Origin of the sequence: Paenibacillus sp. PDC88 (assembly GCF_900106725.1) — a bacterium.
Lineage (GTDB): Bacteria > Bacillota > Bacilli > Paenibacillales > Paenibacillaceae > Paenibacillus > Paenibacillus shunpengii.
The window spans coordinates 111,741-134,044 of sequence record NZ_FNNT01000010.1 but is presented as its reverse complement, the minus strand read 5'-3'; the positions used below and the strand labels follow the sequence as shown (position 1 = coordinate 134,044).

The window sequence follows — 22,304 nt, the reverse complement described above, 5'->3', positions numbered from 1 at the left end:
CTTGATATTTATTACCTCACGGGTAATACAACGTTCAATACCGATGGATCTCCATCATACGTAATATATGATGGAGTACTCTGACCTGTAATGTTAAATAAAACATCGTTCACATCCCGGTCACTGGCTGAAAGGGCATCCCTCAGATATCGAGCATTGAACCTGATCATTCCCATACTTTTATCTACAACGGAGCCTTCAATTGACTCTACAATCTCACCTGTGTGGCTTTCCGATTTAACAACCAGCTCTCCGTTATCTCCATGTAAAAAATATACACGATGATTTTCGGATTCTAGCGATAACATCCGGTTCAACGTCTCGTCGAGGCGCCCAAGCGGAATCCTTGCAAGACAGGACTGCTCAGGCATCTCACAGAGTTTCGCAATATCAGGATAACTTCCCTCAACTAGCCTACCAAAGTACACTGAATTGCTGCTACGGTCTCTTAAAATTAAATGATGATCCGTCACTGCCAAATCAATTCTTTCAGAGGTTCTAAAAGTATCTACGATACTTTTGAAATTTATAGCATCGATAACTCCACCACGAAACTCGTCTGGATTTGGTATCTTTACGTCAGAAACGAAATCATATATCCGATGCCTATTCGTCGCGGTAAATCCAAGCTTATCCTCTACTTTGCGGATATTAATACCGCAGAGAATAGCAGTACTGGAATCAGTTGAGGCAAAACGCTGGGCTGCAGCACCCTTTCGCAGGGCATCCATTGGAACCGGCACAAACTTTACTCCGGCCACTGACGGCAGCTGAGGATACTCGTCCGGATCCAAGACCTTAAGCGATGCAGAACCATTGTTCCCATACGAGATACGTACAGAGGCCTCATTTACACTGAACGATAGCGAACCGCTTGGCAAACGTTTTACAAGTTCTATTCCTTCTCTTGAAGGAAATAGATAGCTCCCATCCTGATTTCCTGTATTCTCTACCTGCAGTTTCACAATAACCGATTGGGAATCGGACATTGCCGTAACGAAAAGAACATCTTTGTTTAAATCAAACTTAATACATTTCAGTATTGGAACAACGCTGCTTCTCGGCACTACCTTAGAACAAGTCGTTAATACGTTCATAATCGCTTCATGATCAACGGTAAACGATACTCCCTCTGCCTTAACTGCCGTAGTAACACGTTCTTCCACTGCTTTTGCCATTTCTAAATTCCTCCCAGTTTTTAAGCACAAAAAAAGCCGTGAAGAAACAAAAAAACACACCTTTGGCGTGTCTTTGTTCTCCACGGCAATTCATGCCTCATATTTATGTTCCCTAAATTGGGTTACTCGCTCACCTACCGAAATGATAGCGGTGGTGAAAAATAATGGTAAATCGTAATACCATCATTATATTAATTCAATTGGTTCCCTGCAAGCTTAACCAGCCATCAATGTTCATCCTATTCTTCAGTTCAGATTGTCGTTGTAAGAATTCTTCATAGTGGTTTCTAGAAAGTAAGATAACGGCAACAGAATTCTGCAATGAGATCAGATAGTTTCCTTTAGTGACTGGATCTGCCCTACCTCCTCCACACACAACATGTTTACGAGAAAACTCCGATGTGGACAAAAAATAATCCTCGATGTCTGATCCAATATTTTTTTTAAAGGTGTTCTTGTTTCAATGATTTCTCCATCTTTGAGATGAATCTTTATCCATTTTGTATCGTTAATCTTCTCGACGAAAAGTATCTTTTTCTCGTTTACTAGTAGATCACGTCTGTTAGACATAACAGTGATCATGTTTACATCCTCATTCTGTCTTGTACTTAAGATGTTCTCTGCACTCAACTGTATAGCAGCTTTATCTATCGCCTTTTTTAGTCGTTCAAAGGTTACGGGTTTCAGGATGTAATCAACGCTATCCAAATCATAGCTCGCTAAAAGATGTGTAGGATTCCCAGAACCCGTCACAAAGATCATTTTTGAGTTATTCCCGCTTTCTCGAAGTATACGAAATGCGGATAATCCATCCAGCTTCTCGAGTCCGATATCAAGGAGAACAATGTCCGGTCGGTATATTGCGCAGCTTTCAATCAAACGTGAACCCGAACTTACCATGTCTACGACGGTATGTCCCATCTTCTCGACATATAATTTTAATTTTCCTCGTTGGACAACTCCATCTTCAGCTATAATAATTGTAAAATTTGTTTCCATTTTTGCACCTCTTACTCTATTCCGTTAGTTTACTCTGTTCCATCGGTAACAACACATCAAACTGGATAAAGCCTTCTTCCGGAAGCTGACAAATAATGCTTCCTTCATTGCGCTTTACCCTCTCATTTACAATGCTTAACCCTATTCCAGTGCTGTTTTTTGTAGTTTTCCTTGGAAGGAACATCTGCTCAATCATGGCAGGAGATATTTGTTGGCTCAATTTATTTTTTACCAGAAATTGAAACACATCGTTACGTATTTCTCCATTAAGCACAACCAGTCTTTGATCTGGACTCAGCTTCATCACCTCATCAAACGCATTATCCAACAGGTTTCCGAGGATTTTTACTAAGTCCATTTTTCTGTTTCCTGAAAGAACTAACTTTGATTTAGTTTTATTTAGTATTTCAAACTGAAAATCGATATCCTTAGCAGTTGCCTGTGACATCTTAGCTAGAATCAAAACTGCGATTTCCGGCTGCCCAATATCAATTATCTCGTTGATAGTTGAAGTCTCTTCTACTAAATCATTAATATATTCTTTTGCCTCAGTATAAAAACCGAGTTCAAGAAGACCATGCAAGGTATCGAGATGATTGTTCAAGTCATGTCGTTGACCTTTTACCTCGACCCACAAGTGATCGATATTACCCTCAGGTTTTTCATGCTCAATCGTAACAAAACTACCTGGATATTTAGACAACCTCAGTACAGCCCACCCGAACAATAGACTTATAATCGTTACCTTTGTTATAAGAATCCCGTACTTAGAAATAAGACTGTTCAATACCGGGTTCGATGTTTCCATGTTGCCTGTGATGCTAATAATAAACGTATATCCATCAATGACACCTGGGTAGAAAGTTTTTATGACACGTTGGCCGTTTATTACGTCTACATATGTTGTATAATCCCCCGTTAATGCAGTTCTTTGTATGTGATCTATATCTCTAGGACTCGCAAATGAGTTTGAACCTAAAAATATGTCCTCCTCTGTGGGATTAAACCCTCTAAGAGGGGCAGTATTGGTTAGCTCTTTAGTTACAGAAGGTTCGATAACATCTATCCAAAACGCAGTTATATCAAGTAACTCCCCCTTATGGTCTTGGAGAATGTTGTTTACATATGTATCTACGTCCAACTCTTGGTTAACTAAAAAATAATATCCATTATCTACATAAGGGTTGATAATATAATTCGCTTCTCCGTCATAGTAATAACCATGTTTATGATGAGTCTCAGAATTAATAGACTGCACAGTTGGCTTAGCAGACCAGTAGGGCTCGGACATCGCTGTATCACATGTATCACAATTCCTTGTCTTCTTACCTATCCGAGATGCATCTGAAGACCGTACAACACTATACTCCCCCTTTACTGGTGCAATTAATGAAATCACACTGACCTCTAAACGACTTGCTAAATCCTTCAACTGATCATTTGTAACATCTTTATACTTTATCGGCAGACTATTGCGTATTGCTATAGCTGCATTTCGTAAAGAATCCGATAATAGCGCATCGGAGATCTTAATAGCACCGCTAAAATTATCTATATCAGAAGAAATATGTTCTGAAATGACCATTGTGTCACTTGACATATGATTTAAAAAGGTCTTTTTGCTTATATTATAGAATATGAATAGATTTGTTAATAGGAAAATGAATATAGTTATTGCGGATAAAAGTGCAAATTTTCTTACAGGCATAAAAACATATCCTTCCTAAGTCCTGCCCCCTTTTGCCTACATAATTTACATTTCAGGTCGGTTAATCTCCATTTTAGGCCATTAATATTCCACTGTTAACAAATTTGTTATAAACTTCAAGTAGAACGTTCGCAATCAGGCAAAAGGGGGGCATTATTCTGTGTCTTATTTAGTAATTTACGAAGGAGATCGAGCTACGTCGAATGTTGTAGCTTACATACCTGCTCTTAACATGGACATCATCGGTGATACTTACGAAGAAGCACGTGAAATTATTCAAGAAATTCTAAATCATGAAATTTCATCGCTTATCGATGCTGGCAGCCTAATTCCAGATGATAACGCAAGTACTGAAACTCTTCTTATGGGAGGAACTAAGTTCCCAGTTTTGTATGAATCCAATAGAGATAAAAATCACTATACAGCTTATATTCCAGGATTCCGTATTCGAGTCGAAAGTTCATCTCTTGAAGATGTCAAAAGGAAAGCAAGAATCGTTCTACAAAATGAAGTAACGTACAGAAAAAATAGCAATACAAAAACGCCAGAAGAATTTGTACATATTGAGCGTATATCCACTGCTCACATAGTTATAAGTACGTCAGTTCCATTACGAACTTTACAAATATCCTAGCATATATTATGACTCTGTTTATGATATAAAAGTTAGAGTTGTTGTCGAAAATAGTCATCTCAAAAAGTCAAAAAAGCGAGGACATCATGTCCTCGCTTTCATTCTTTTAAAACCCAATATTTTACCTAATGAGTTCATTAGTAATATTCCCGGGATGAAACCTGGACATATACTCATTACACCACTGCTACTCTTCAATCCATGGTTCATGCAGCTCAACATAATTTTCTAATTCTTGTATCATTTCTTTCCGGTAAGCTCTTGATCCAGTGCCTGTGATCGTCCATTTCCTTTTCGATGACTCAAGATTAACACTAAAACTGGCTTCCGCTTCTCCTCTATCATAATAGGACCTGCTGCCATCTATGGGCTCTAAAACCTCGACTTTAAACCAGCGCCGACCTACTTGTTTTATTTGAAATTGCATGCTATCTTCTCCTGACCTAAATGCTCAACTCTTTATCTGCCAACCAAGGGCTGATTCCCCTGTACAAAATGATGAAATTCCTCTGGTTTTTATCAGCAGCTTGCTTAGCGTAATCAATTGCATCTTTTTTGTAAGAGTGTTTACTTTCACTATAGAAAGTTGCATCGTCATCTCCACTATAATCCAGGAGATTCTTGATATGTACATTCACATATTTACCGAGTTTATCACTAACCCCGAACTCCACTAAAATATGTGGTCCGCAACTTATACAGATATCTTTTTCCTTTGTCAAGAAATCTGCATCTGCATCATCATAAAAACGACATTCTATACAAGTTGGCATATGTTCATTCTCCCTTATTATTGTTATTTATTTTAATCCCAATCCTAGGTAAATCCTACGTAATCTGATAGAACGATCCATCATCGTTAAATCTATATCCTTGCGACTCTAGATGGTTACGTACTTTGTCATATAACCATTGACCTGGACCGATAAAACCTCCTGATTCTTCTTTTGCAATCGATAAAGCACTTTCGATTAGTAGTAGCTCAGCGTTACTAAAGTGTATCCCCTTTGCTTTATCTTCTTCCTGATTTATTTTTGTTACGAAATTTGAAAATTCTTTTTCTATCATATCCATTGATCTCCTCTCTATAGTTAATTTTGAACTCCCTGCCACACAATGCCTTAACTCAATAAAGAAGACACCTGAGGAACATAATTTGCCCGCAGTAGATCATCAATTCCCTTTCCTAATGAAACGTCCCACATTGCAAGACTTAATGCCATATCGCTTTCTTTTGCAAAAAACTCTGCGCATAGCTCTAGAGAACGTTTTACTTCAGGAGTTGTAACTGCGTCAGCGTCAAAGGCTAAAACGACATGTTTGCAGCCGAGCTCCTTTAATGGTTCAAGAGCTAATCTAAAAGCTCCGGTTCCAGGAACGGCGAAGAACGGCTTTACCATTAAATCAGCTGCAAGATCTGCTTTTAGTGCTCCCTCTGTCACCCATACCTCTGAACAGTCGATAATATTGCTGGGATCCTCCCCTGTTTTCCAATATGGGAGACATGGATAAGGAAGAGCCAAATGAACCGGCAGTGGTCCCCCTATAGAAGCACCATTCATTTTAGATCCGCTGCTCCACCACCAGTACTTGGTACCCTGCTCAAGTTTTACACTGAAGACAAACTGACCGGACTTGGAATGACATACCTTCTTATCCTTTTCAGTAAGAATTACTTCAAGTGTTTTATCCTGGACTTGGAGTGAGCATTTAGCTCGTCTCAAGCCATTAGGAAGGGGCTCAACCTCCTCCATAATTTCACCTTTTATAGAACCCTGCATCGATAACTCGAGCGGTGGTTTATCTACACGAATTTGCCAGCCAGTGATTTCATTACGGATTGATCGATACGGAACCATTAGACCCGTATTCCCAGCTATCGTCCAGTATGCTCCGTAGCGGCCCTCAGCAGCAAAAAATCCTGGAACACCTAGTAAGTCATTTTCGCTGCTTAATCGACCAATCATCCCTTTAGCGAATTTATAACGGTCCCTTTCTGGCATTGTCCGATACTCTCTCATTCGTATTGAGTCCTCGTCCATCATTCGGTCGCTACGTAAGTGACTTGCGTGCTTTGTAGACAGAGGGACTTCTTTAGTAAAGGCACGGTATACATGATTCAGATGGTCATTTGATCGCTTCTCTACCGCATTGGATACCTCAATTTCAATCCGCTCCCGCGGTACACTCTCCGTTAAATAATGTGTATATTGCCGACCTATATCTGTATCTTTGTATTTATCCGATGGTACTCGCATGCAATGAACAATGGTCTGATCCTTATTTATCGCACACCACCCTTTCTTCCCACAGATCGGGCACAGCGACATAATCTCAAACCAATCAGTATTTCTTGTTCTACGTAATCTCATGAATTAACCCCTTTCTTTATGAAACCTGTTGTTTTTAAATCTCCTATGGGCATAAAAAAAGAGCTCATCAATTGATGAGCTCACAAAAATGGACGCAAAAAAAGTACATACTTATACCGCATGCACCAGCAATCCAACTACCTATTTGCCATTATAACAGCTACTCCCACTCCACTGAAATGTAAGACAGCAGAGAAAATTAATGATGATTCATATAATAGTTCGATTATATCATTTCCTATCAATAGAGAAAAGAGACAACACCGTAGAATTAGGTTCGTGCGAAGATTGCAGCATTAATTTCCCTTTCTTTAATCATTTGGTTAACAGTATACCAAAAACTATATAATCATTATGAATTGACAATATGAAGTACAGGCAGCACTCTCTCTGTGGAATTTAGTTCGTAACTGGGTTTGTTTCAGTTACGTAATAATAAAATAATAATAAACAAAAACAAGTCGGAGGAGACACAATGAAAAAAACTGATTTAGATATGCTCATAGAAGGCATGACACTGAATCCAGCAATTAAAGCTATAGAGAGACAAAATAAGTTAATAAAGATGTATGAGACACCTTTAAAAATTAGTAGATCGATATTAGAAGCTCAAGAGTACTACCCTAAATCAATTGGCTTCATGGAGAGTACAGCCCTTGCTCAGCAGGCTTTAAACTCAACAGCTTCTCACATCACTTCGCTCTCACCAGTACTTTCCTTAACTAGTCAAATTAAAATCCCTGAACTAAGTTCAATATCAGCAACTATTTTTGATAATATGCAGCAATTAAGTCGGACTAATCCTTTAATTGATGCCATTAATAAAGCAAATAAAGCTTCGGGATGGTTTAATAGTGAGCATTACCTAAGCTCTGCTATTCGAAGTTTTGAAGGAACAAACTCACTTGAGTTAGCGACAACTGCTTTCGCTAAAACTCTTGAAGTAGGAAACGCTATTCAAGAATTAAATTCTGTAAAAACAGTAAACATCCCGATTGTTAACACTCTTTTTCCAGATCCTAGATTAAGCGGTCTGGGAAACCAGTTTTCAGAATTAAGTAGAGTTTCCTCGTTATTGGGGGCTATTAATCCTACTTTGTTTGAAAAGATAGCTAATGAACCCATTCCTGATGCAACAAATGAAAAACTACATGAGCTTATTGCTATACTAGGACTTTTAAAAGATGAAGTTATTGCAAATGTAAAAGGAACCGCTTCTGCAGAAAGCGATAGACCAACATGGATGTACTATACTATATGGGTACTTCGTTGGGTAGTGATTACTATGATAGTACCTCACATAGAAGAACTATCACCATTTCAAGACTCCCCTGAACCAACAACTACAGTTAACAACCATGGTAACAATGCAAACAATAATAACCTAACTATAATAAATAATATAACGGTTGATATGGATGTGCACATTGAAAATACTAGTGAAATTAAAAATAATAGTAATGTTGTTGTTAATGGAGAGGAAATTAAACTTACACCTGAAGCACAAGATAAGTTAAACGAATGTGTTAATGATCTTATGGGTAAATACGTTCCACTCGTAGATGAAAATAAATAAAAAAACTGTTAAGCCGCTGGATTTCCAGTGGCTATTTAAATACCTTAATATGGTATAGTTAATTTAAATCATTCTCAAAATTCAGAACTGACAAACAGTATTCTTTTGCAAAAATCAAAAAGGACGGTTTCAATAATGAAAAAGTATAGGTTCATTACTGTATTTCATAATTTAAGGCTTGAATCTATTAAAAATAAAGGAATTGAGTTATATCCTGGTGCAAGAATCTCTAATGGTCAAAAAATATTCAGAGAGACTCTTGAGACGGAACTACTAAGGTATACTGCTGGGTTCCACTCAATTAATGAATTTGAAGATGCAACGTATCTATATATTGATGGTGAAGTAGAACCACCTATTCTAGAAGAAGATGAGATGAATAGATACTACATTAATCTAGACTTTTCTTTATTAAGGCAAGCCCAGTTATTTACTCACTACCTATGGCAAATAAAAGACAATAATATTTACGTTCGAGAGGGTTTTTTAATAATTTACGAACAAGGTATTGATATAGATGGTGTTACATATAAAGCTTCCTTATCTGAGGTATTTAGTTACTCAAACTCTGAAGAAGAGGATTCGATTTATTCAGATACTGAAATACAAAAAGCTATCTCTTATTTCCCTTTAATCACATTAGAAGATTACGAACTTAGGCACAGTGGCGGGAAAAATCCTGATTCTGACCATTTTTATAAGAAAAAAAACGTTGATCGGATGAATAGAGCTATTTACTTCATTCTTGGTGCAAGAAGAAGTGCAACTATACCAATGAAAATATTATCATATTGTACTGCACTAGAATGTCTATTTACTACAGGAACCTCTGAGCTGAGCTATAAAATTGCAGAGAGAGTAGCGCTTTTCTTTGGCACCTCAAATGTAACCAAGAAATATTACTTTAAAGTAATTAAAGATGCCTACAACTGCCGGTCTAAGGTTGTCCATGGTCAACAAATTGGTAAGGAAAGTGACGTTAGCTTAGGTAAACTTTGTCAGGATCTTGATGAAATATTAAGACAACTTGTTGTTAACAATCATGAAATTTTCTCTAAATCGGATAAAGAGATTGATGATTTTTTCCTAGATCTTGTTTTAAATTAAATACCATTCAACAAAAACGTCGCCAATTAACGGTGACGTTTTTTGCTTTTACAAAAAAGAAACAACACCGTTTTAGTTTGTATTGCTGCACAACAGTCTTCTAGTATCTAATAATATGTAACTACAGTATAATAGCCACTGAGGTGATTATCAGTATATGTCATTTAAAAACTCCTTTTTGGGATTACAGAAACTTACCCTCATTGAAATCAAAGTTCTTCTGTGGCTTTCAGACTTAATTCGCTGGAATCTTTCTCCGTCCCATCAATACGAGACAAGACTATCCGATTTGTCCGAGAGAATGGGTCATCAAAATGTTAAATATACAGAATTAAAATCATGTGTTACTCATCTTGCTGAAAAAGAGATTGTAATAAAGGCAGGCTCTCTTGAATTCGAGAAAAGGCTGATTGAAAATATCGAAATACCTCGCGGATCCCAAGTAATTAGATTCAAAATGCATGCTGCCGTAGAAATTCTATTTCTCAGACTTGCCAAAATGTTTAATACCGATGAAATAAACTTACTGCTGAAAGCCAAAAGTACTTTTACTATCAAATTGTATACCCTTGTTCGTGACAGCATATGGCACGGTGATATTGTTACTATCGAAGAATTAAGAGGGTTGTTAGATGTACATGATCAATACCCACGCTATGCTAACTTTAAAGCAAGGATACTGGTGCCAGCATCTGAAGAAATTAAATCTCTCCTTGGCTTGTCGATAAACTTCATGGAACAAAAATCAGGAAATCGAATAAATAGTTTGCAAATCCAGCTATCCCGTTCCATCTCGCATGCTCACCTGGATATCAACCAGGACTACTTTTTGGATCAAGCCAAGCTTTTCACAAAGTTCATTGATGCCAAGCTTACTCCGGATCTCTATTCCAAGTGGCTGCAAAAAGGAGAATATGCTTTTATTGTTGCACTTGATTATGTTCAAACTCGAATTGAATCAATCCGGCAGCCGGTGCCGTATTTATCAAAACTTATTGAGACTGAGAACTTTGGACAAGTAATAAACGGACTGAGACCTGAAGAATACCTGCTGATTCATGACTTCCTGGATCCCTTCAGGAATATTACCAGTGTGACTCCTCAATTTGTGATAGAAAAGGAATTTAGACAGTACTGCGAAGATAATGGATACGAAAAGAACACTCTTCAGCTTTGGCTCAAGGCTAAGGATAAGATTATCAATGATATCCATGGTTTTGTAAGCGATAATCGAAAGAAAAAGCACCCCAATCATACATAGGGGTGCTCCAATAAGTATTCATACAGCTCTCGTACATACTTTTGCTCAAAATCCTCCGGATCAAGTGGCCGAAGATTTCGGCTCCTTCGTATTTCAAGTGTTCTGTGAATTTCATCAACAACCGCTTGAGTCATGTCACTACGCATTTTTTTCTCTTCAGACTTTTTCGCCTGATCCATCTTTTCCTGATGATTTTCAATCAGTCGGCGCAAGCGGACATTCAAATGAGGAATCGATGTCTCAAAATCATAAAGATCTTCCTCCTCATATCCTGCTCCGTTATTCACAAAATCCTCCCGGATTGCTTTAACCATATAACCGCTTATATTATCAATGCTCGCCTCTTGTTTAGTCTCATAAACATACTGAATATTGGCTTTGACTCTCTTTTCGCCAAATGTTTTGAGCAAGTCTTCAGCAACAGACTTTCTTACACCGAAGCGAGTCAATAAAGAAATCGCTGTGACACCTTCTTCAAATAAATCAGGATCCTTTTGCAGCAACTTTTTACGGTGATTTTGTTTTATGTAACAAGTAATTGCGACTACCTTATGTCCGACTTTTGTCTCCTCAAAATCAAAAGAAATATCGGTCTTCTCAGCCAGCTCCTCTTGTGTTTTTAAAAGTACCCGCTGCTTTAGGTGTCCATAATGCGTTAATTTGCCTGGTTCAATCTCGAGTAAGTTACGAAGCTGCTCAAGTGTGAACCTTCTCTTTCCAAAATTGAGATAACGTTTCAGCAGTTCATACATCCGAATCGAGTATTTACTTCTAAGGACCAGGACGTTGGCCAATTTATATCGGGTAAAATCCTTCTTAAGCTTCAGTAGATAAGGCTTCAACTGAGGCGAGAACTCTAATTCAACTACACCTTTCCGATGGTGATAACGAGACGCGGAAAGCCAGTTTACCACTAGCTCTGATTCCCCATTATTTTCACGGATAACGAGTGTTTTTCGCTGCAGCCCAGTTACAACTTCTCTTATTTTCTTATAGAAGTTCTTTTCCTGCAGATCTAGAATATCAGCAAATTCTTTCACTTTAACAAAATGAGTTTTAAAATCCTCATCATCGGGTTGGATCAAGGATATAAGTGTATAGATTACTCGTGATTCCTGCAGGTCCAGGTTAAGAGGCATTTCGATCAATGCATTTGATTTTGTAACGATATACTCAGGTGAAATAGATGTTGGTTCCAGGTCGAATTCTAACTGCTCTGCTTTCATTTCTCTTAACCCTCCCTTTAAATTTACTATAAATAACCGGTTACTGATTTTCCACTCCTTTATATGTGACAGATAAAAGTAAATAAATTCCTTTAGTAACTGAACTTCTGTCACAAAAAGAGGAGTTTTTTTCCGAACATATTAAATCAGTTGAATTTTCTTTCTTATATTAGAGAGCTTTTATGCTTTCTAGAACGTAATTATCACATAATGAGGAGTCTCTTTCTAGTTTTCTGTCACATAACGAGGAGTTATTTGAATCATATTCCCTTAGCTGTCACAAATAAAGGAGTAAATAAAGCAAACTATCACACTTTAAGGAGTAGTATTTTCTTTCTGTCACAAACTTAGGAGTAAAACACATTAAACTGGTGTCTTTCTTTACGTATGCCATCAAATTTGCAGGAATCGGCCTTTGTCTGTCACAAATAAAGGAGTGATTTCATAATTATCACTTCCTAGCTGTCACAATATAAGGAGTATCCATCACAAGTGTCACAAATTTAGGAGTAATCAACCATTACTGTCACAATATAAGGAGCAAACTTTTATATCAGTATCAACAAGCTAGACCAGGATCAAGGAAGAAATAATTTGTGTGTATATAATCGATAACAAATTGGGTGAAATTTTACTATATCTACTCCTCTAATTGTGACACCTCTACTCCTTTTATTGTGACGGCTTACTCTTGCAAATGTGATACCCTACTCCCCTAACTGTGACATCTATACTCCCCAAATTGTGACTGTTAACTCCTTATCTTGTGACAGCAAAGTGCTAGAAAGCCTGTCAATTCAATAGATTCATAGACTTGTAAACAAACAATCAATCTGTTAATCATTTTAAATAACAAACAATATCTATAAACAAACAGTATGCGACATAGCTTTTTTCAATTCTTCATAATTTATTTTTCTGTCACAAAATAAGGAGTGGAAATATGTAGAACTTTGAAGGTAATATATTAATATATATATTAGAATGAATTGAATTGCTGCTACATAAAAAAATAAAGCCCTCATTCTAGTCAACATTTGCTGTCCGCGGCCGCCAAGCATAAGACAGTAAATGTGAGGAAGTAAGGACTTCATTCACATTGCTTAGATTATGGCTATTTTATCATAGTCTCAAAACTCTGTGAAGTTCACCTGCTTTGGTTATAGGGCGTTAGAGGAGTATTTTTATGATCGACAAAAACCTAAAAGGTACACAACATAAGTTAATGTATTATCGGTATCGGCCAACGGGTACAGAGACATCTAAGGTAAGAAAAGTCGACGGTGTTGAACAAATCTACACCGAAAAAGAATTAGAGAAAATCTATATTACAGAAGAGAATGTTCGTAAGTTCAGCTTGGACAAGCACGGGCAGCCTATTCCCTATGTAGATGGTCACGTTACTATTCTGAGTAATTATATCTTTGACTATTGGAGTCATTTTCTCGGTGCTGAGGGTGTAGCTCTATATGCTCATTTGAAACGATACTGCTATGGGGATAAGGATTATTGCTGGCCAGATCTCAAACTAATTAGCTTGAAAATGAACAAGAGTCGAAACACGATTAAAAAGTTTTTAGGCAATCTTGAGCGATATGGTTTCGTACTTGTCTTTAATGTTCAGAATGCAGACATGAATAATATGGAGGAAAGTCCCCTCTATAAGGTTCGTAAGCAGGTCCCTTTCCTGCCCCAGGAGCTCTATGAGCAGCTTCCGACTGAATTAAAACTTGATCACGATAAGTACATGCAGGGGATTGTTGCGAATTTTGATCAATTTCTCAACCTGAACCCAGCCGTTGACTACTTAGAGATTTATGATGATGTTGTTAAACATGGCACTGTAGTACGTAAAGAAAAATCAGTGCTGCAATTGGAAAAGGAAGCACTCAACAAGATAAGCTTACTCGAACAAGAGCGTACCGATGAAGACACAAAGTTATGGGATCAAGTATTAAGTGGAATAAGTACAAATCTTTCCCGTCCTTCTTTCGATACTTGGTTTAAAAATACTTTTGCTATTAAGCGAGGACAAGTGCTTACAGTATACTCTCCAGTCCCCTTTACAAGGGATTGGCTAAGAGAACGGTATAAAGATACGATTTTACAAATTGTCTTGCCTTTTGCCTGCGATATCAGCGAGATACACTTTGATTGTGTACAGTTAGATTAGTGAAACAGACCTCATGGTCTGTTTTTTTTATGTAATTGTCCGCTTCTCAAAATCTGAAATGCCGACTATCAAATTTTTAGAAGCCGCCTCTCAAAATTTGAGTAGCGGGGTATAATAATTTGAAGAGCTTCGTCTCTCAATTTTTGAGAGGCGGCTTAACTAATAAATCTCGCCTCTCAATTTTCGAGAAGCTGCCTTTCAAATTTTGAAAGGCCTATTCGCTAGTCAATAACTGAGAGGCCCTCTCTGAAGATTTGAGAGAGTTTGGATCAGATGTTGAGAGACCCTATCTCATATTTTGAGAACAAATAAATACAATTAAAAAAAACGAAAGAAGCACTACAAGTAAGAAAAACGATATTATACTCCTACAACATTATTGAATGGATGAAAAAGATATGCATAAAAAATAAAAAAGATTGCTAGTTAGTTATTTAGCAATCTTAAAAAAATTCTCATTAGATTATGAGCTAACTGAAACGATGTCCTGAACACTTACCCAATGCCATTCATCTCGATTAGTGACAAATTTAAATTCCCTTTTGTAAGCATTTATCAAAACAACGAACCCGCTCAGATGTATGTCTTTATATTCATCATATAATTGCAAATTTATACGCCGATGTTGATGAAGAGACTCTGCAAGTGCGAGTTGGATGAGCTCTACCTCTTGGGAATCTAGAATTGGTTTTGTTTTTTTGTTTTCTTCAACCTGCTGCCGTATTATTACCTCTTTATGCTCCGGGAGCATCATTCGACTTGACTCCCATAATCCGTTACCTTCGAGTTTTTTTCGAGTTGTCATTTGAAGTGACCTCCTATTTTATCAGATCGGTCGACCGCTTGACCCGCTGCCGTTTTGGAAACAGCGCGCATGACAACTGTATCCCCGTACTTCTGTTTTAGAGCATCAGTAACTCGTTCAAGAGCCATAGATTTCTCACGACAGGAGTCAAACATGGATACCTGGTATTCATTGTCAGGTGAAAGCTGAGACAAACTGATACCCACCCTACGAATCGGGAATCCATCCCAGAATTGTTCTAACAGCTTGCAGGCCCATTGGTAAACTTGATTGGTTATGTTCGTCGGGTCTTCCATTTTAAGTTGCCTAGAAAAGCCTGTAGGTCGGTCAAAATCAGCGCCTAAGCATCCTACTGACACTACGTTCCCCATTAATCCAAGTGTACGGCAGCGTTGGCAGACTAGCTCAGTCAACTCCAGCAGAACAACCTTAATTTCATCAATGGTTCCGTAGTCTCTGGGCAGGGTCATCATATGGCCGACTGATTTAGGTGCATCTTGGTGAGTGCCAGGGCGCACTGGACTATCATCGATCCCGTTGGCTATTCTCCAGTACATCTCTGCCTGAATGTCCGAATTTTTTCCGAACTTACGACGCATCATATCCTTAAGCCTGGATAATGGCGTTTGAGCGACACTTCCGATCGTAGTAAGTCCCATTACTGTAAGATGCCGTTTCATTCGGCTCCCTACCATAAACATGTCGCTGACAGGTCGCTTCCATAATGTCTCTGGTAGCATCTCTTTTGTTAAAGTGTAGACTCCTGCAGCATTCTTTTTCGCATAATTATCACACGCGGTCTTTGCAAGTATTTTAGTATTGGATATTCCAAATCTGGTGTACACTCCTGTTGCTTCTTGGACATGATTTTGTATTAAACGGGCCAATTCTTCAGGTGTGCAATCAAATAGGTGCAGGCTCCCGCTTACTTCTAAAAACTGTTCATCGATACTGTACGGCTCCACCAAATCCGTATAAGACTTGTAGATTTCAGTAATTTGCATTGAGACATCGATATACCGCTGCATGCGTGGTTTGACGACCACAAGGTCCGGACACTTAGCCAGTGCCTCCCCTAGTCTTTCAGCAGTAGTTATTCCTTTAGATTTGGCAATGGGACAAGCAGCCAATACGATTCCTGAACGTCTTTCAGGATCACCAGCAACAACGAGCGGCCGATTTTTGTACTCCGGATGCTCTGCCTTTTCAACACTGGCATAGAACGACTGACAGTCAGCTAACATAATGACTCGCTCTTTCGTCTTCATAGTTGCTCTCCCATTTCTGCAATCTCAAACCCAAGGTAGTTGTATGAACGTTGCTCAATTTCTGCTTCAATCAGTCCCCAAAGCATAGACAACTTTCTATGGTATCCCTTGCTTACATACTGCAATTCAACGCCATGATTGGTCTTACGATACTCATACACCTTTAAATTCTTTTCTCGCATTAGCTTTCGAGCTGCGGTTAAATCACTCATTGCCGCATTTTGTAACCGTTCAATCATCACTCGAGTCAATTCCGAGGTTTTGATATCGGACCGACAAAGGAGTTCCCAGTCCTTCTCCAGTACATCGAGTAGTATCGGCAATAAAGCATAATCCTTAACAATTTTGATATCGTCTGAATTTAGCCCAATACTCAACATTACTATCCACCCCACATTAAGAACATTTGTTTGTATTATATGCGAACATTAGTTCTTTTATCAATGTAAAATTAAGGAGGATTTTAGCTTGTTTTGATTTCTGGAATGAAATCAGTGGATTTTATTTACTCAATTAATATTTAGCTTGATAACATTAGAGGAATAGTTTATGTTGTTTAAAAAGAATGGTCGAATAAGGTCAAAGTAGGTGTTGGACCAGTGAATATTGAAATGAATCTAGTCTCGGATTGGCAAGACATTATCATCGAGGATATGGTAGCTGATGGACTTCGTTTTTCAAAGTCGACACAGAAAGATCTACTAGTAATCAGATATTTTACATATCTAAGAAAAAAAGGAGGAGTAACTCGCAAGCGTCGTTTACATCTGGCTAAAGAATTCAATTGCCCACTCCATTTAAAAAATGGTTTTGATAAATTAATAGATGTACTTGAAAACGGGCAGGATATATCCCCCTATCTCAGTAAAATGGTTGACAAAATTTCATTTTTTGATGGCATGTTTAACGACTGGGGGGTACTCCATCTTCATCTTGGAGATCATCCAGACGAAAAAGATGGTAACTACGTTGCGAGGACAGGCCCCGTGTTGTTTTTATATTTAAACGAAAATGAAGCTTATTTGATTAATGTTTACGAACATGGTTCATGGACAGATAAATCAGTTTTGCAAACGGTCTATGATAATTGGCCAGAATTAATAGAGCCATATATCTTTAAAGGAGTTAAAGAATTACAGTATCAGATCACTGAAGAAAATCATGAAAAGCTACGAAAAAAAGGGTACACGGTGATGCTCGAGTTAAAAGACATCAGTGGCAATGCAATTATACTAGCACCACCTGGACTTGGAATTACTGCATCGAGAGATGCTATGCATGATGTGCGCAGTTACAAGAGAACAGTCAATGATATACGTCGACTCGAACAAGACATACGTGAAAACCCCCAATTGATCCAAACATTATTCAAAGATAGTATGGCAGACGCACTACAATTGAGACTAGTGCTTGAAAACAATAACCTATATGTTATAGAACAGACCACTCAAATGAAAGTAGACCAATATATTATAAGGAGCGTTTAGTGTCCTTACTTTGTTTTGTTCTTACAGATTCGTAGTCTATGTAATGGGACTCTAAAAAAGCATATAAAAAGGAACAAGCGGATATTATCCTGCCTGTTCCCAAAACTTTTTATTTCTCCCTGCAAGCTGTGGTTCTAGCAACATATTCATTTAGCAATGCATCAAGCTCCTGGGACTTTTTAAGAACATATGGTGACTTAATCCCTAGTCGCTTCTCAGCTCTATTTAAACATTCGCGTTTCCTCTCTATATCCCTCAGTAACTCTTTCAAGGTTCTAGCCATTCCGGATCCCCCCATTTTGTGAGTTATCAATTCGCATTCTGCCAGAGACGTTCATTTGTGAAGATTTCTAGCTGCAGCATGATTTCCCACCATTTGCGGAAAGAAGCATTAATGAATTGCCTCTCCTCACCATACGGGTAAGGACTACCAAACTGTGTTCCATATACTAAATACGAGTTAGTCATACCAGCCGCTGACAATTCATCTTCAATCCATGATTCAAATGCTCTTGCAAAGAGCTCATGGTCACGACGCCAGTATGCCCCCATGTTTTTAGCATCGGAATAAAATAGGCTTTCATCAGAGGGAATGTAGAAGCTCTTTGGTACTTCCTTCCCTGCTTCCTTTAGCAGATTACAATATAAAATGGCAATATCCATCCATTGATTATTCTTTATACGATATCGGCCAATCAAGGACTGTAATGCAGTACTTATATCGTAATTATTTAACGCCAATGCCCCTTTAATTCTGTCGTAATAACGACTCTGGGGAAGCGGGAGCGGATCAGGAACTTTCACTAGTCGCTTGCCATTACCTTCTTTAATCACCTTCATTAGATCAGCGAAGGCTTCTTTTAACTCTGCAGGAAGATGAGGTCCTGCCTCAGAACCGGACAATAAGGCACGCTTACCGTTCGAGAATTGATGGGAGTATGAATACAGATTTTGATCAAGCGCATGAGCCCATTCATGGCACTGGGATCCTCCTCCGCGATGCTTGGTCAAATTCATTACGTTGGTAGAAACCTCAAAATGTGCTGCTGCTTTACCACTCCCTCTTGCTCCAAAGGCAAGCCCAAGAGCACCATAGAATGAGATCGCTTTTGGAGGAAGATTCAAAATAGAAGCTAGATCTGCCCAAGCATTCCCAGAACAAAGTACGTGGTATCTTCCTGCAGCATCATCCACCCAATTACCGAACTGAATTCCACGAAAACCGTATTGAGTAATAAAGTCCTCAGGCTTCGTAACTCCGGATGCTTTCTCTGATAAGCGGATTACCTCATCAGGTACTTTACGCTCCCAGTAGGCTTTATTTGACTGTCGTCGGTTACTTTGATTCTTTCGTTTCTTTGCCCAATTCCAATCCTGTCCTTCCTCTGATTCAAAAGCTCTCTTATATATCTTGCGGTATCCTGCCACTGCCCGTGACTTGGTAACAAAAAGAGATTTGAATCGATCTCCTAGTGACAGCCAATGCGAGTAGGACAACAGTTCCGGATTCTTTTTCACCTGGTACTCGGATTGCGAGTAATGGGCATTACGAACATTAATCCGCAGCTCTGAGACTGCAGATTTAACAGAATCCACTGTTTTCGCGTCTCTAAATAAGGATCTCAGTTCATTCACAGCTTGTATGAAATATCTTCTTTGAACTGAATCATCGGCTGGTCGTTGACTTACACGGTCCCAGATAAGTTTCACAACTAGAGCAGCCTCAGAAGTATAACCCTCTTCTTGTAAATTCTCAGCATTCAGTGAGCCGATTAACCCATCTTTACAGACTAAATCATATGCCTGGCTAGGATCGACTTCCATAGCTGTCTGCCACTCAGATGAGAACTTTACCAGGCCAGATGCAAGATGCTTTCGTGCACCCCGTAATTCCTCACCACAGTCGTAAGCAAATTGTTTTCTATTGCCGGAACTACTAGACGCAACTACCGCTGTCGGTGGATTAAAGAAAATCTCGTGTTGGTCAACCACCTGATAATCCTGCTCAAACATAAAGTAATCAAACAGTGACATAACTGATTGTTGGGACATATTTATACCTCCATGCTCCTCCGCGCAAGGCGGAGGTGTTTTTATTACCGTCCGCCAGGACGCTGAACAAGCGATAGACACATACATGTACCCATCAGATCATATTTCTTCTCTTTTCAAGTACTCTCTTTATAGCTTCGTTGTCTTCCTCTGTAACCTGGTCAACTCCTGTTCCGTATGGATCGAATACAGAGTGACCAAAGAAATTCTTCATAGAACCAGATACAGCGATCAACTGAAATATTGCATCACGGAACCTCTCGGTTACTGGGAATCCCTCCACCATTTCTCGTTCTAATACCATTTGGTACGCGGTGATAATCTCACTCTTGCGCCACTCAATATCGAGTCTGGCCATCGCCTGCAGGAGATGTGTTCGACAATCTATCGTTAGATCTCCGATACCACTTCCGATTTTAGACTTACCTATCCTTTGAACCCCAGTGATACCTCCATATCGAATATCTTGACCGATCGCTTTAAGGATTCTACGGAATTTGTAGTATTTTTCGTACTCCGGATGAGTGGAGATCAGATTTCCCATACTCTTGTCTTGAGATATGGTGCATAGGTAACAGCCCATTCTTGCCGACTTACCGCACTGCATCATGGCCTCATTGTCATTAACAACGGCAGCACCAAGAGGACACTCACTACCGGCTGCATTCCCATAAAAGGCTAGAAGCTCAGTATTACGAGCTCCCTTTTTCCATGGTCCCCGGTTAAACGCTAGATACGTGACGACTTCCTGCTTCGTCCAATCTCGAATAGGTGAGGCTGTACGAATATTGCCTACAGGATGATGACCGTAGAAGTCCTCACCAAAGTGCTTCGATAGGCTGCGTTTTCTCATTACACTCTCATTGTCCCTCGAACCAAGCACCAGCACCGTATCTTCAGCTCCGTCAGCCAAAAACATTGCCTCAAGAAACTCTCTCGCCGGCTCAATCTTAAGACGACGAACACAGTATTTGAAGGAGACGGAAGGGGCTTGGTATCCCTTACCGATGATGCATACGAGCAGGGTATTGTCCTCTCGTGGTTCCACGATGTGATACTCAATCCATGGAAAAGCCCTGCCTAAAGCATCTCGAAGCTCATGAATAATTTGTTTAACGCCTGGGTTCTCCACTAACGTATCAGCTGATATGACCATGATTCGTTTAGATGGATCGGGATTCTTTATTGCATGCTCTATCATCAGCTGCAGCGTAAGCCTTGAATCAACACCACCGGAATTTAATAACCCGATGATAGAGTGCTCATCATAGATCTTCTTGATCTTGGCTCTTGTTACAGCTAATAGTTCATCATCTACTTTCTCAAGGAAATCCAAAGTTTCCCCCGCGATCGCTCGCTGTTTACGCTTTTGCGAAGCGCCGGTTGCCAGATCAAATATATCGAAAGATGGCTGGCAGCGATCCTCTGGAAACGGTAGCGGGTCTTTACTCGCACCATAAGGAGGAATATTGAGCGCGTAAATTTCAATAAGTACAGCGCCGGATCGATGGAATCCGTAGACCTGGAATTTGTGCTTTGGACTCGTGTAGCTCCAATCACTCATGGAAGGATAAATGTCTCTGCCAAACATATAAGAGTCATCCGTCACTGTAGTAGCAACCAAAGCGTCTATAGCTGCCTGTTCAGGCATCCATAAATTAAATCCTGATTTTTCCAGAAACAAAAAAAGCGCTCCTGAGACAGAATCGCCTTGAAATATATCCTTCCATGAAAAGCCGCTATCAGGTGCTATACAATCCAAATCTGGTTGATCTTTAACGAAATGATGGATTGCAAAGTATACACCCTTCTCAAAAATTGCAGTCCAGTCTCGAACGACCCCATGAAATGAAAAACCAGCAGCTTCAAGGTAATCCCAGGTATCTAAGATCACAGAATTATAGTCCTTCAGCCGATTTTGAATCCCAATTTTTGTTGTGTTTTCGACTAATTCATAAGTTTCCATGTTTATATCCCCCTCTACTAACATCCTGAAGAATGAATGTAGTAATAAAGCTTGATGTAGTGTTCGTTAACGAACTCATATGCTCTCAAGATCAGATGCAGTGAGTAAGATCTGCTACAACGCTGCTCGCTACTTTCGATAAACGCCACTACTTCCTCGATCGTATCGAAAGTTTCCGTATTAATCTGATTTTCTAATGCCGCAATTCGATTTACTTCAGGTAAACAGAGTATCAGTTGCCCAGCTCTGTAGACTCTAAGCATCTTCATTCCGTCGTCTTCAAACACGGTTTCCAAATTGCTCATCTCTATCTCCTCCTAGTTGGACATAAAAAAAGAAGGCGTACAAAGACATACGTATAGTGCGTATGCTTTATAGCCTTCCTATTTCAATCCAATATTTATTAGCTTAAAAGAAGCGTTCACCATCTTTACCGAAAATTAGCGGCAAAGAAAAATATAAATAATCTTAATAGTCTTATTATAAGGTGAG

Annotated in this window: 21 protein-coding genes; 6 read left to right on the top strand and 15 right to left on the bottom strand. The window is 39.0% G+C overall.

The window, feature by feature from the left end; translation table 11 throughout:
* Positions 1–11: 11 nt before the first annotated feature.
* The 3 genes from BLW49_RS23855 to BLW49_RS23845 form a co-directional block, all read right to left on the bottom strand.
* Positions 12–1,178: a DNA polymerase III subunit beta gene (locus BLW49_RS23855; protein WP_090727334.1), complete on the bottom strand. Its 1,167-nt coding sequence runs from the start codon at positions 1,176–1,178 to the stop codon at positions 12–14.
* A 327-nt stretch (positions 1,179–1,505) separates the two neighbouring features.
* Positions 1,506–2,177: a LytR/AlgR family response regulator transcription factor gene (locus BLW49_RS23850; RefSeq protein ID WP_090727332.1), complete on the bottom strand. Its 672-nt coding sequence runs from the start codon at positions 2,175–2,177 to the stop codon at positions 1,506–1,508.
* A 16-nt stretch (positions 2,178–2,193) separates the two neighbouring features.
* Positions 2,194–3,885: a sensor histidine kinase gene (locus BLW49_RS23845; RefSeq protein WP_090727331.1), complete on the bottom strand. Its 1,692-nt coding sequence runs from the start codon at positions 3,883–3,885 to the stop codon at positions 2,194–2,196.
* Positions 3,886–4,045: 160 nt separating this feature from the next.
* Here BLW49_RS23845 and BLW49_RS23840 point away from each other — a divergent pair, with 160 nt between their 5' ends.
* A complete protein-coding gene (locus BLW49_RS23840; RefSeq protein WP_090727329.1) occupies positions 4,046–4,519 on the top strand; it encodes a hypothetical protein in 474 nt (157 codons plus the stop codon).
* A 187-nt stretch (positions 4,520–4,706) separates the two neighbouring features.
* On the opposite strand, the gene BLW49_RS23835 is transcribed toward BLW49_RS23840, so the two are convergent.
* The 4 genes from BLW49_RS23835 to BLW49_RS23820 are packed head-to-tail and all read right to left on the bottom strand — an operon-like array spanning position 4,707 to position 6,891.
* Complete coding sequence (locus BLW49_RS23835) at positions 4,707–4,946, bottom strand: hypothetical protein (RefSeq protein WP_090727328.1); 240 nt, start codon at positions 4,944–4,946, stop codon at positions 4,707–4,709.
* A 16-nt stretch (positions 4,947–4,962) separates the two neighbouring features.
* Positions 4,963–5,292: a hypothetical protein gene (locus tag BLW49_RS23830; RefSeq protein WP_090727326.1), complete on the bottom strand. Its 330-nt coding sequence runs from the start codon at positions 5,290–5,292 to the stop codon at positions 4,963–4,965.
* Between the two features lie 55 nt (positions 5,293–5,347).
* The gene (locus BLW49_RS23825; RefSeq protein WP_090727325.1) at positions 5,348–5,587 is read right to left on the bottom strand and encodes a hypothetical protein; all 240 of its coding nucleotides are present in this window, start codon (positions 5,585–5,587) and stop codon (positions 5,348–5,350) included.
* A 53-nt stretch (positions 5,588–5,640) separates the two neighbouring features.
* Positions 5,641–6,891 (bottom strand): toprim domain-containing protein, encoded by a 1,251-nt coding sequence (locus tag BLW49_RS23820; RefSeq protein ID WP_090727323.1) that lies wholly within the window; start codon positions 6,889–6,891, stop codon positions 5,641–5,643.
* A gap of 475 nt (positions 6,892–7,366) precedes the next feature.
* Between BLW49_RS23820 and BLW49_RS23815 the strand changes: the two genes are divergently transcribed.
* The 3 genes from BLW49_RS23815 to BLW49_RS23805 all read left to right on the top strand — a co-directional run bounded on the left by BLW49_RS23815 (position 7,367) and on the right by BLW49_RS23805 (position 10,835).
* Positions 7,367–8,467, top strand: a complete 1,101-nt coding sequence (locus BLW49_RS23815) for a hypothetical protein (protein WP_090727322.1) — start codon at positions 7,367–7,369, stop codon at positions 8,465–8,467.
* A 135-nt stretch (positions 8,468–8,602) separates the two neighbouring features.
* Entirely contained in the window at positions 8,603–9,574 is a 972-nt protein-coding gene (locus BLW49_RS23810) for a HEPN domain-containing protein (protein ID WP_090727320.1), read from the top strand.
* 157 nt (positions 9,575–9,731) lie between these two features.
* Positions 9,732–10,835 carry a replication initiation protein gene (locus BLW49_RS23805; RefSeq protein WP_090727318.1) on the top strand — a complete coding sequence of 368 codons (1,104 nt, stop codon included), beginning with the start codon at positions 9,732–9,734 and terminating at the stop codon, positions 10,833–10,835.
* Here BLW49_RS23805 and BLW49_RS23800 read toward each other — a convergent pair.
* Complete coding sequence (locus tag BLW49_RS23800; RefSeq protein ID WP_090727317.1) at positions 10,826–12,061, bottom strand: replication initiation protein; 1,236 nt, start codon at positions 12,059–12,061, stop codon at positions 10,826–10,828. The genes BLW49_RS23805 and BLW49_RS23800 overlap by 10 nt on opposite strands.
* A gap of 1,186 nt (positions 12,062–13,247) precedes the next feature.
* On the opposite strand from BLW49_RS23800, the gene BLW49_RS23795 reads away from it, so the two are divergent.
* Positions 13,248–14,234, top strand: a complete 987-nt coding sequence (locus BLW49_RS23795; RefSeq protein WP_090727315.1) for a DnaA N-terminal domain-containing protein — start codon at positions 13,248–13,250, stop codon at positions 14,232–14,234.
* A gap of 463 nt (positions 14,235–14,697) precedes the next feature.
* Here the strand turns inward: BLW49_RS23795 and BLW49_RS23790 are convergent, their stop codons facing one another.
* Genes BLW49_RS23790 through BLW49_RS23780 form a run of 3 tightly spaced genes read right to left on the bottom strand, consistent with a single transcriptional unit; the run spans position 14,698 to position 16,687 of the window.
* The gene (locus tag BLW49_RS23790) at positions 14,698–15,039 is read right to left on the bottom strand and encodes a YolD-like family protein (protein WP_090727313.1); all 342 of its coding nucleotides are present in this window, start codon (positions 15,037–15,039) and stop codon (positions 14,698–14,700) included.
* Positions 15,036–16,307, bottom strand: a complete 1,272-nt coding sequence (locus BLW49_RS23785; RefSeq protein WP_090727312.1) for a DNA polymerase IV — start codon at positions 16,305–16,307, stop codon at positions 15,036–15,038. Before BLW49_RS23785 ends, BLW49_RS23790 begins: the two co-directional genes overlap by 4 nt.
* Positions 16,304–16,687, bottom strand: a complete 384-nt coding sequence (locus BLW49_RS23780) for a YhjD family protein (protein ID WP_090727311.1) — start codon at positions 16,685–16,687, stop codon at positions 16,304–16,306. The genes BLW49_RS23785 and BLW49_RS23780 overlap by 4 nt, the downstream gene beginning before the upstream one ends.
* A 219-nt stretch (positions 16,688–16,906) precedes the next feature.
* On the opposite strand from BLW49_RS23780, the gene BLW49_RS23775 reads away from it, so the two are divergent.
* Positions 16,907–17,794: a hypothetical protein gene (locus BLW49_RS23775; RefSeq protein ID WP_090727309.1), complete on the top strand. Its 888-nt coding sequence runs from the start codon at positions 16,907–16,909 to the stop codon at positions 17,792–17,794.
* A gap of 109 nt (positions 17,795–17,903) precedes the next feature.
* On the opposite strand, the gene BLW49_RS23770 is transcribed toward BLW49_RS23775, so the two are convergent.
* From BLW49_RS23770 to BLW49_RS23755, 4 genes are all read right to left on the bottom strand, one after another.
* Positions 17,904–18,077 carry an aspartyl-phosphate phosphatase Spo0E family protein gene (locus tag BLW49_RS23770; RefSeq protein ID WP_143042156.1) on the bottom strand — a complete coding sequence of 58 codons (174 nt, stop codon included), beginning with the start codon at positions 18,075–18,077 and terminating at the stop codon, positions 17,904–17,906.
* A 26-nt stretch (positions 18,078–18,103) separates the two neighbouring features.
* Positions 18,104–19,846 (bottom strand): LPD1 domain-containing protein, encoded by a 1,743-nt coding sequence (locus BLW49_RS23765; protein ID WP_090727306.1) that lies wholly within the window; start codon positions 19,844–19,846, stop codon positions 18,104–18,106.
* Between the two features lie 94 nt (positions 19,847–19,940).
* Positions 19,941–21,812, bottom strand: coding sequence for a phosphoadenosine phosphosulfate reductase domain-containing protein (locus tag BLW49_RS23760; protein ID WP_090727304.1), 1,872 nt, complete (start codon positions 21,810–21,812; stop codon positions 19,941–19,943).
* Positions 21,813–21,829: 17 nt separating this feature from the next.
* Positions 21,830–22,117, bottom strand: coding sequence for a hypothetical protein (locus tag BLW49_RS23755; RefSeq protein ID WP_090727303.1), 288 nt, complete (start codon positions 22,115–22,117; stop codon positions 21,830–21,832).
* Between the last annotated feature and the right edge of the window lie 187 nt (positions 22,118–22,304).

Excerpts from the sequence above, each read along its gene's own strand:
- BLW49_RS23835 (WP_090727328.1), bottom strand. The coding sequence starts at position 4,946 with ATGCAATTTCAAATAAAACAAGTAGGTCGGCGCTGGTTTAAAGTCGAG.
- BLW49_RS23815 (WP_090727322.1), top strand. The coding sequence starts at position 7,367 with ATGAAAAAAACTGATTTAGATATGCTCATAGAAGGCATGACACTGAAT.
- BLW49_RS23790 (WP_090727313.1), bottom strand. The coding sequence starts at position 15,039 with ATGACAACTCGAAAAAAACTCGAAGGTAACGGATTATGGGAGTCAAGT.
- BLW49_RS23855 (WP_090727334.1), bottom strand. The coding sequence starts at position 1,178 with ATGGCAAAAGCAGTGGAAGAACGTGTTACTACGGCAGTTAAGGCAGAG.
- BLW49_RS23810 (WP_090727320.1), top strand. The coding sequence starts at position 8,603 with ATGAAAAAGTATAGGTTCATTACTGTATTTCATAATTTAAGGCTTGAA.
- BLW49_RS23800 (WP_090727317.1), bottom strand. The coding sequence starts at position 12,061 with ATGAAAGCAGAGCAGTTAGAATTCGACCTGGAACCAACATCTATTTCA.
- BLW49_RS23850 (WP_090727332.1), bottom strand. The coding sequence starts at position 2,177 with ATGGAAACAAATTTTACAATTATTATAGCTGAAGATGGAGTTGTCCAA.
- BLW49_RS23785 (WP_090727312.1), bottom strand. The coding sequence starts at position 16,307 with ATGAAGACGAAAGAGCGAGTCATTATGTTAGCTGACTGTCAGTCGTTC.
- BLW49_RS23820 (WP_090727323.1), bottom strand. The coding sequence starts at position 6,891 with ATGAGATTACGTAGAACAAGAAATACTGATTGGTTTGAGATTATGTCG.
- BLW49_RS23795 (WP_090727315.1), top strand. The coding sequence starts at position 13,248 with ATGATCGACAAAAACCTAAAAGGTACACAACATAAGTTAATGTATTAT.
- BLW49_RS23845 (WP_090727331.1), bottom strand. The coding sequence starts at position 3,885 with ATGCCTGTAAGAAAATTTGCACTTTTATCCGCAATAACTATATTCATT.
- BLW49_RS23755 (WP_090727303.1), bottom strand. The coding sequence starts at position 22,117 with ATGAGCAATTTGGAAACCGTGTTTGAAGACGACGGAATGAAGATGCTT.
- BLW49_RS23780 (WP_090727311.1), bottom strand. The coding sequence starts at position 16,687 with ATGTTGAGTATTGGGCTAAATTCAGACGATATCAAAATTGTTAAGGAT.
- BLW49_RS23805 (WP_090727318.1), top strand. The coding sequence starts at position 9,732 with ATGTCATTTAAAAACTCCTTTTTGGGATTACAGAAACTTACCCTCATT.
- BLW49_RS23765 (WP_090727306.1), bottom strand. The coding sequence starts at position 19,846 with ATGTCCCAACAATCAGTTATGTCACTGTTTGATTACTTTATGTTTGAG.
- BLW49_RS23830 (WP_090727326.1), bottom strand. The coding sequence starts at position 5,292 with ATGCCAACTTGTATAGAATGTCGTTTTTATGATGATGCAGATGCAGAT.
- BLW49_RS23770 (WP_143042156.1), bottom strand. The coding sequence starts at position 18,077 with ATGGCTAGAACCTTGAAAGAGTTACTGAGGGATATAGAGAGGAAACGC.
- BLW49_RS23825 (WP_090727325.1), bottom strand. The coding sequence starts at position 5,587 with ATGATAGAAAAAGAATTTTCAAATTTCGTAACAAAAATAAATCAGGAA.
- BLW49_RS23760 (WP_090727304.1), bottom strand. The coding sequence starts at position 21,812 with ATGGAAACTTATGAATTAGTCGAAAACACAACAAAAATTGGGATTCAA.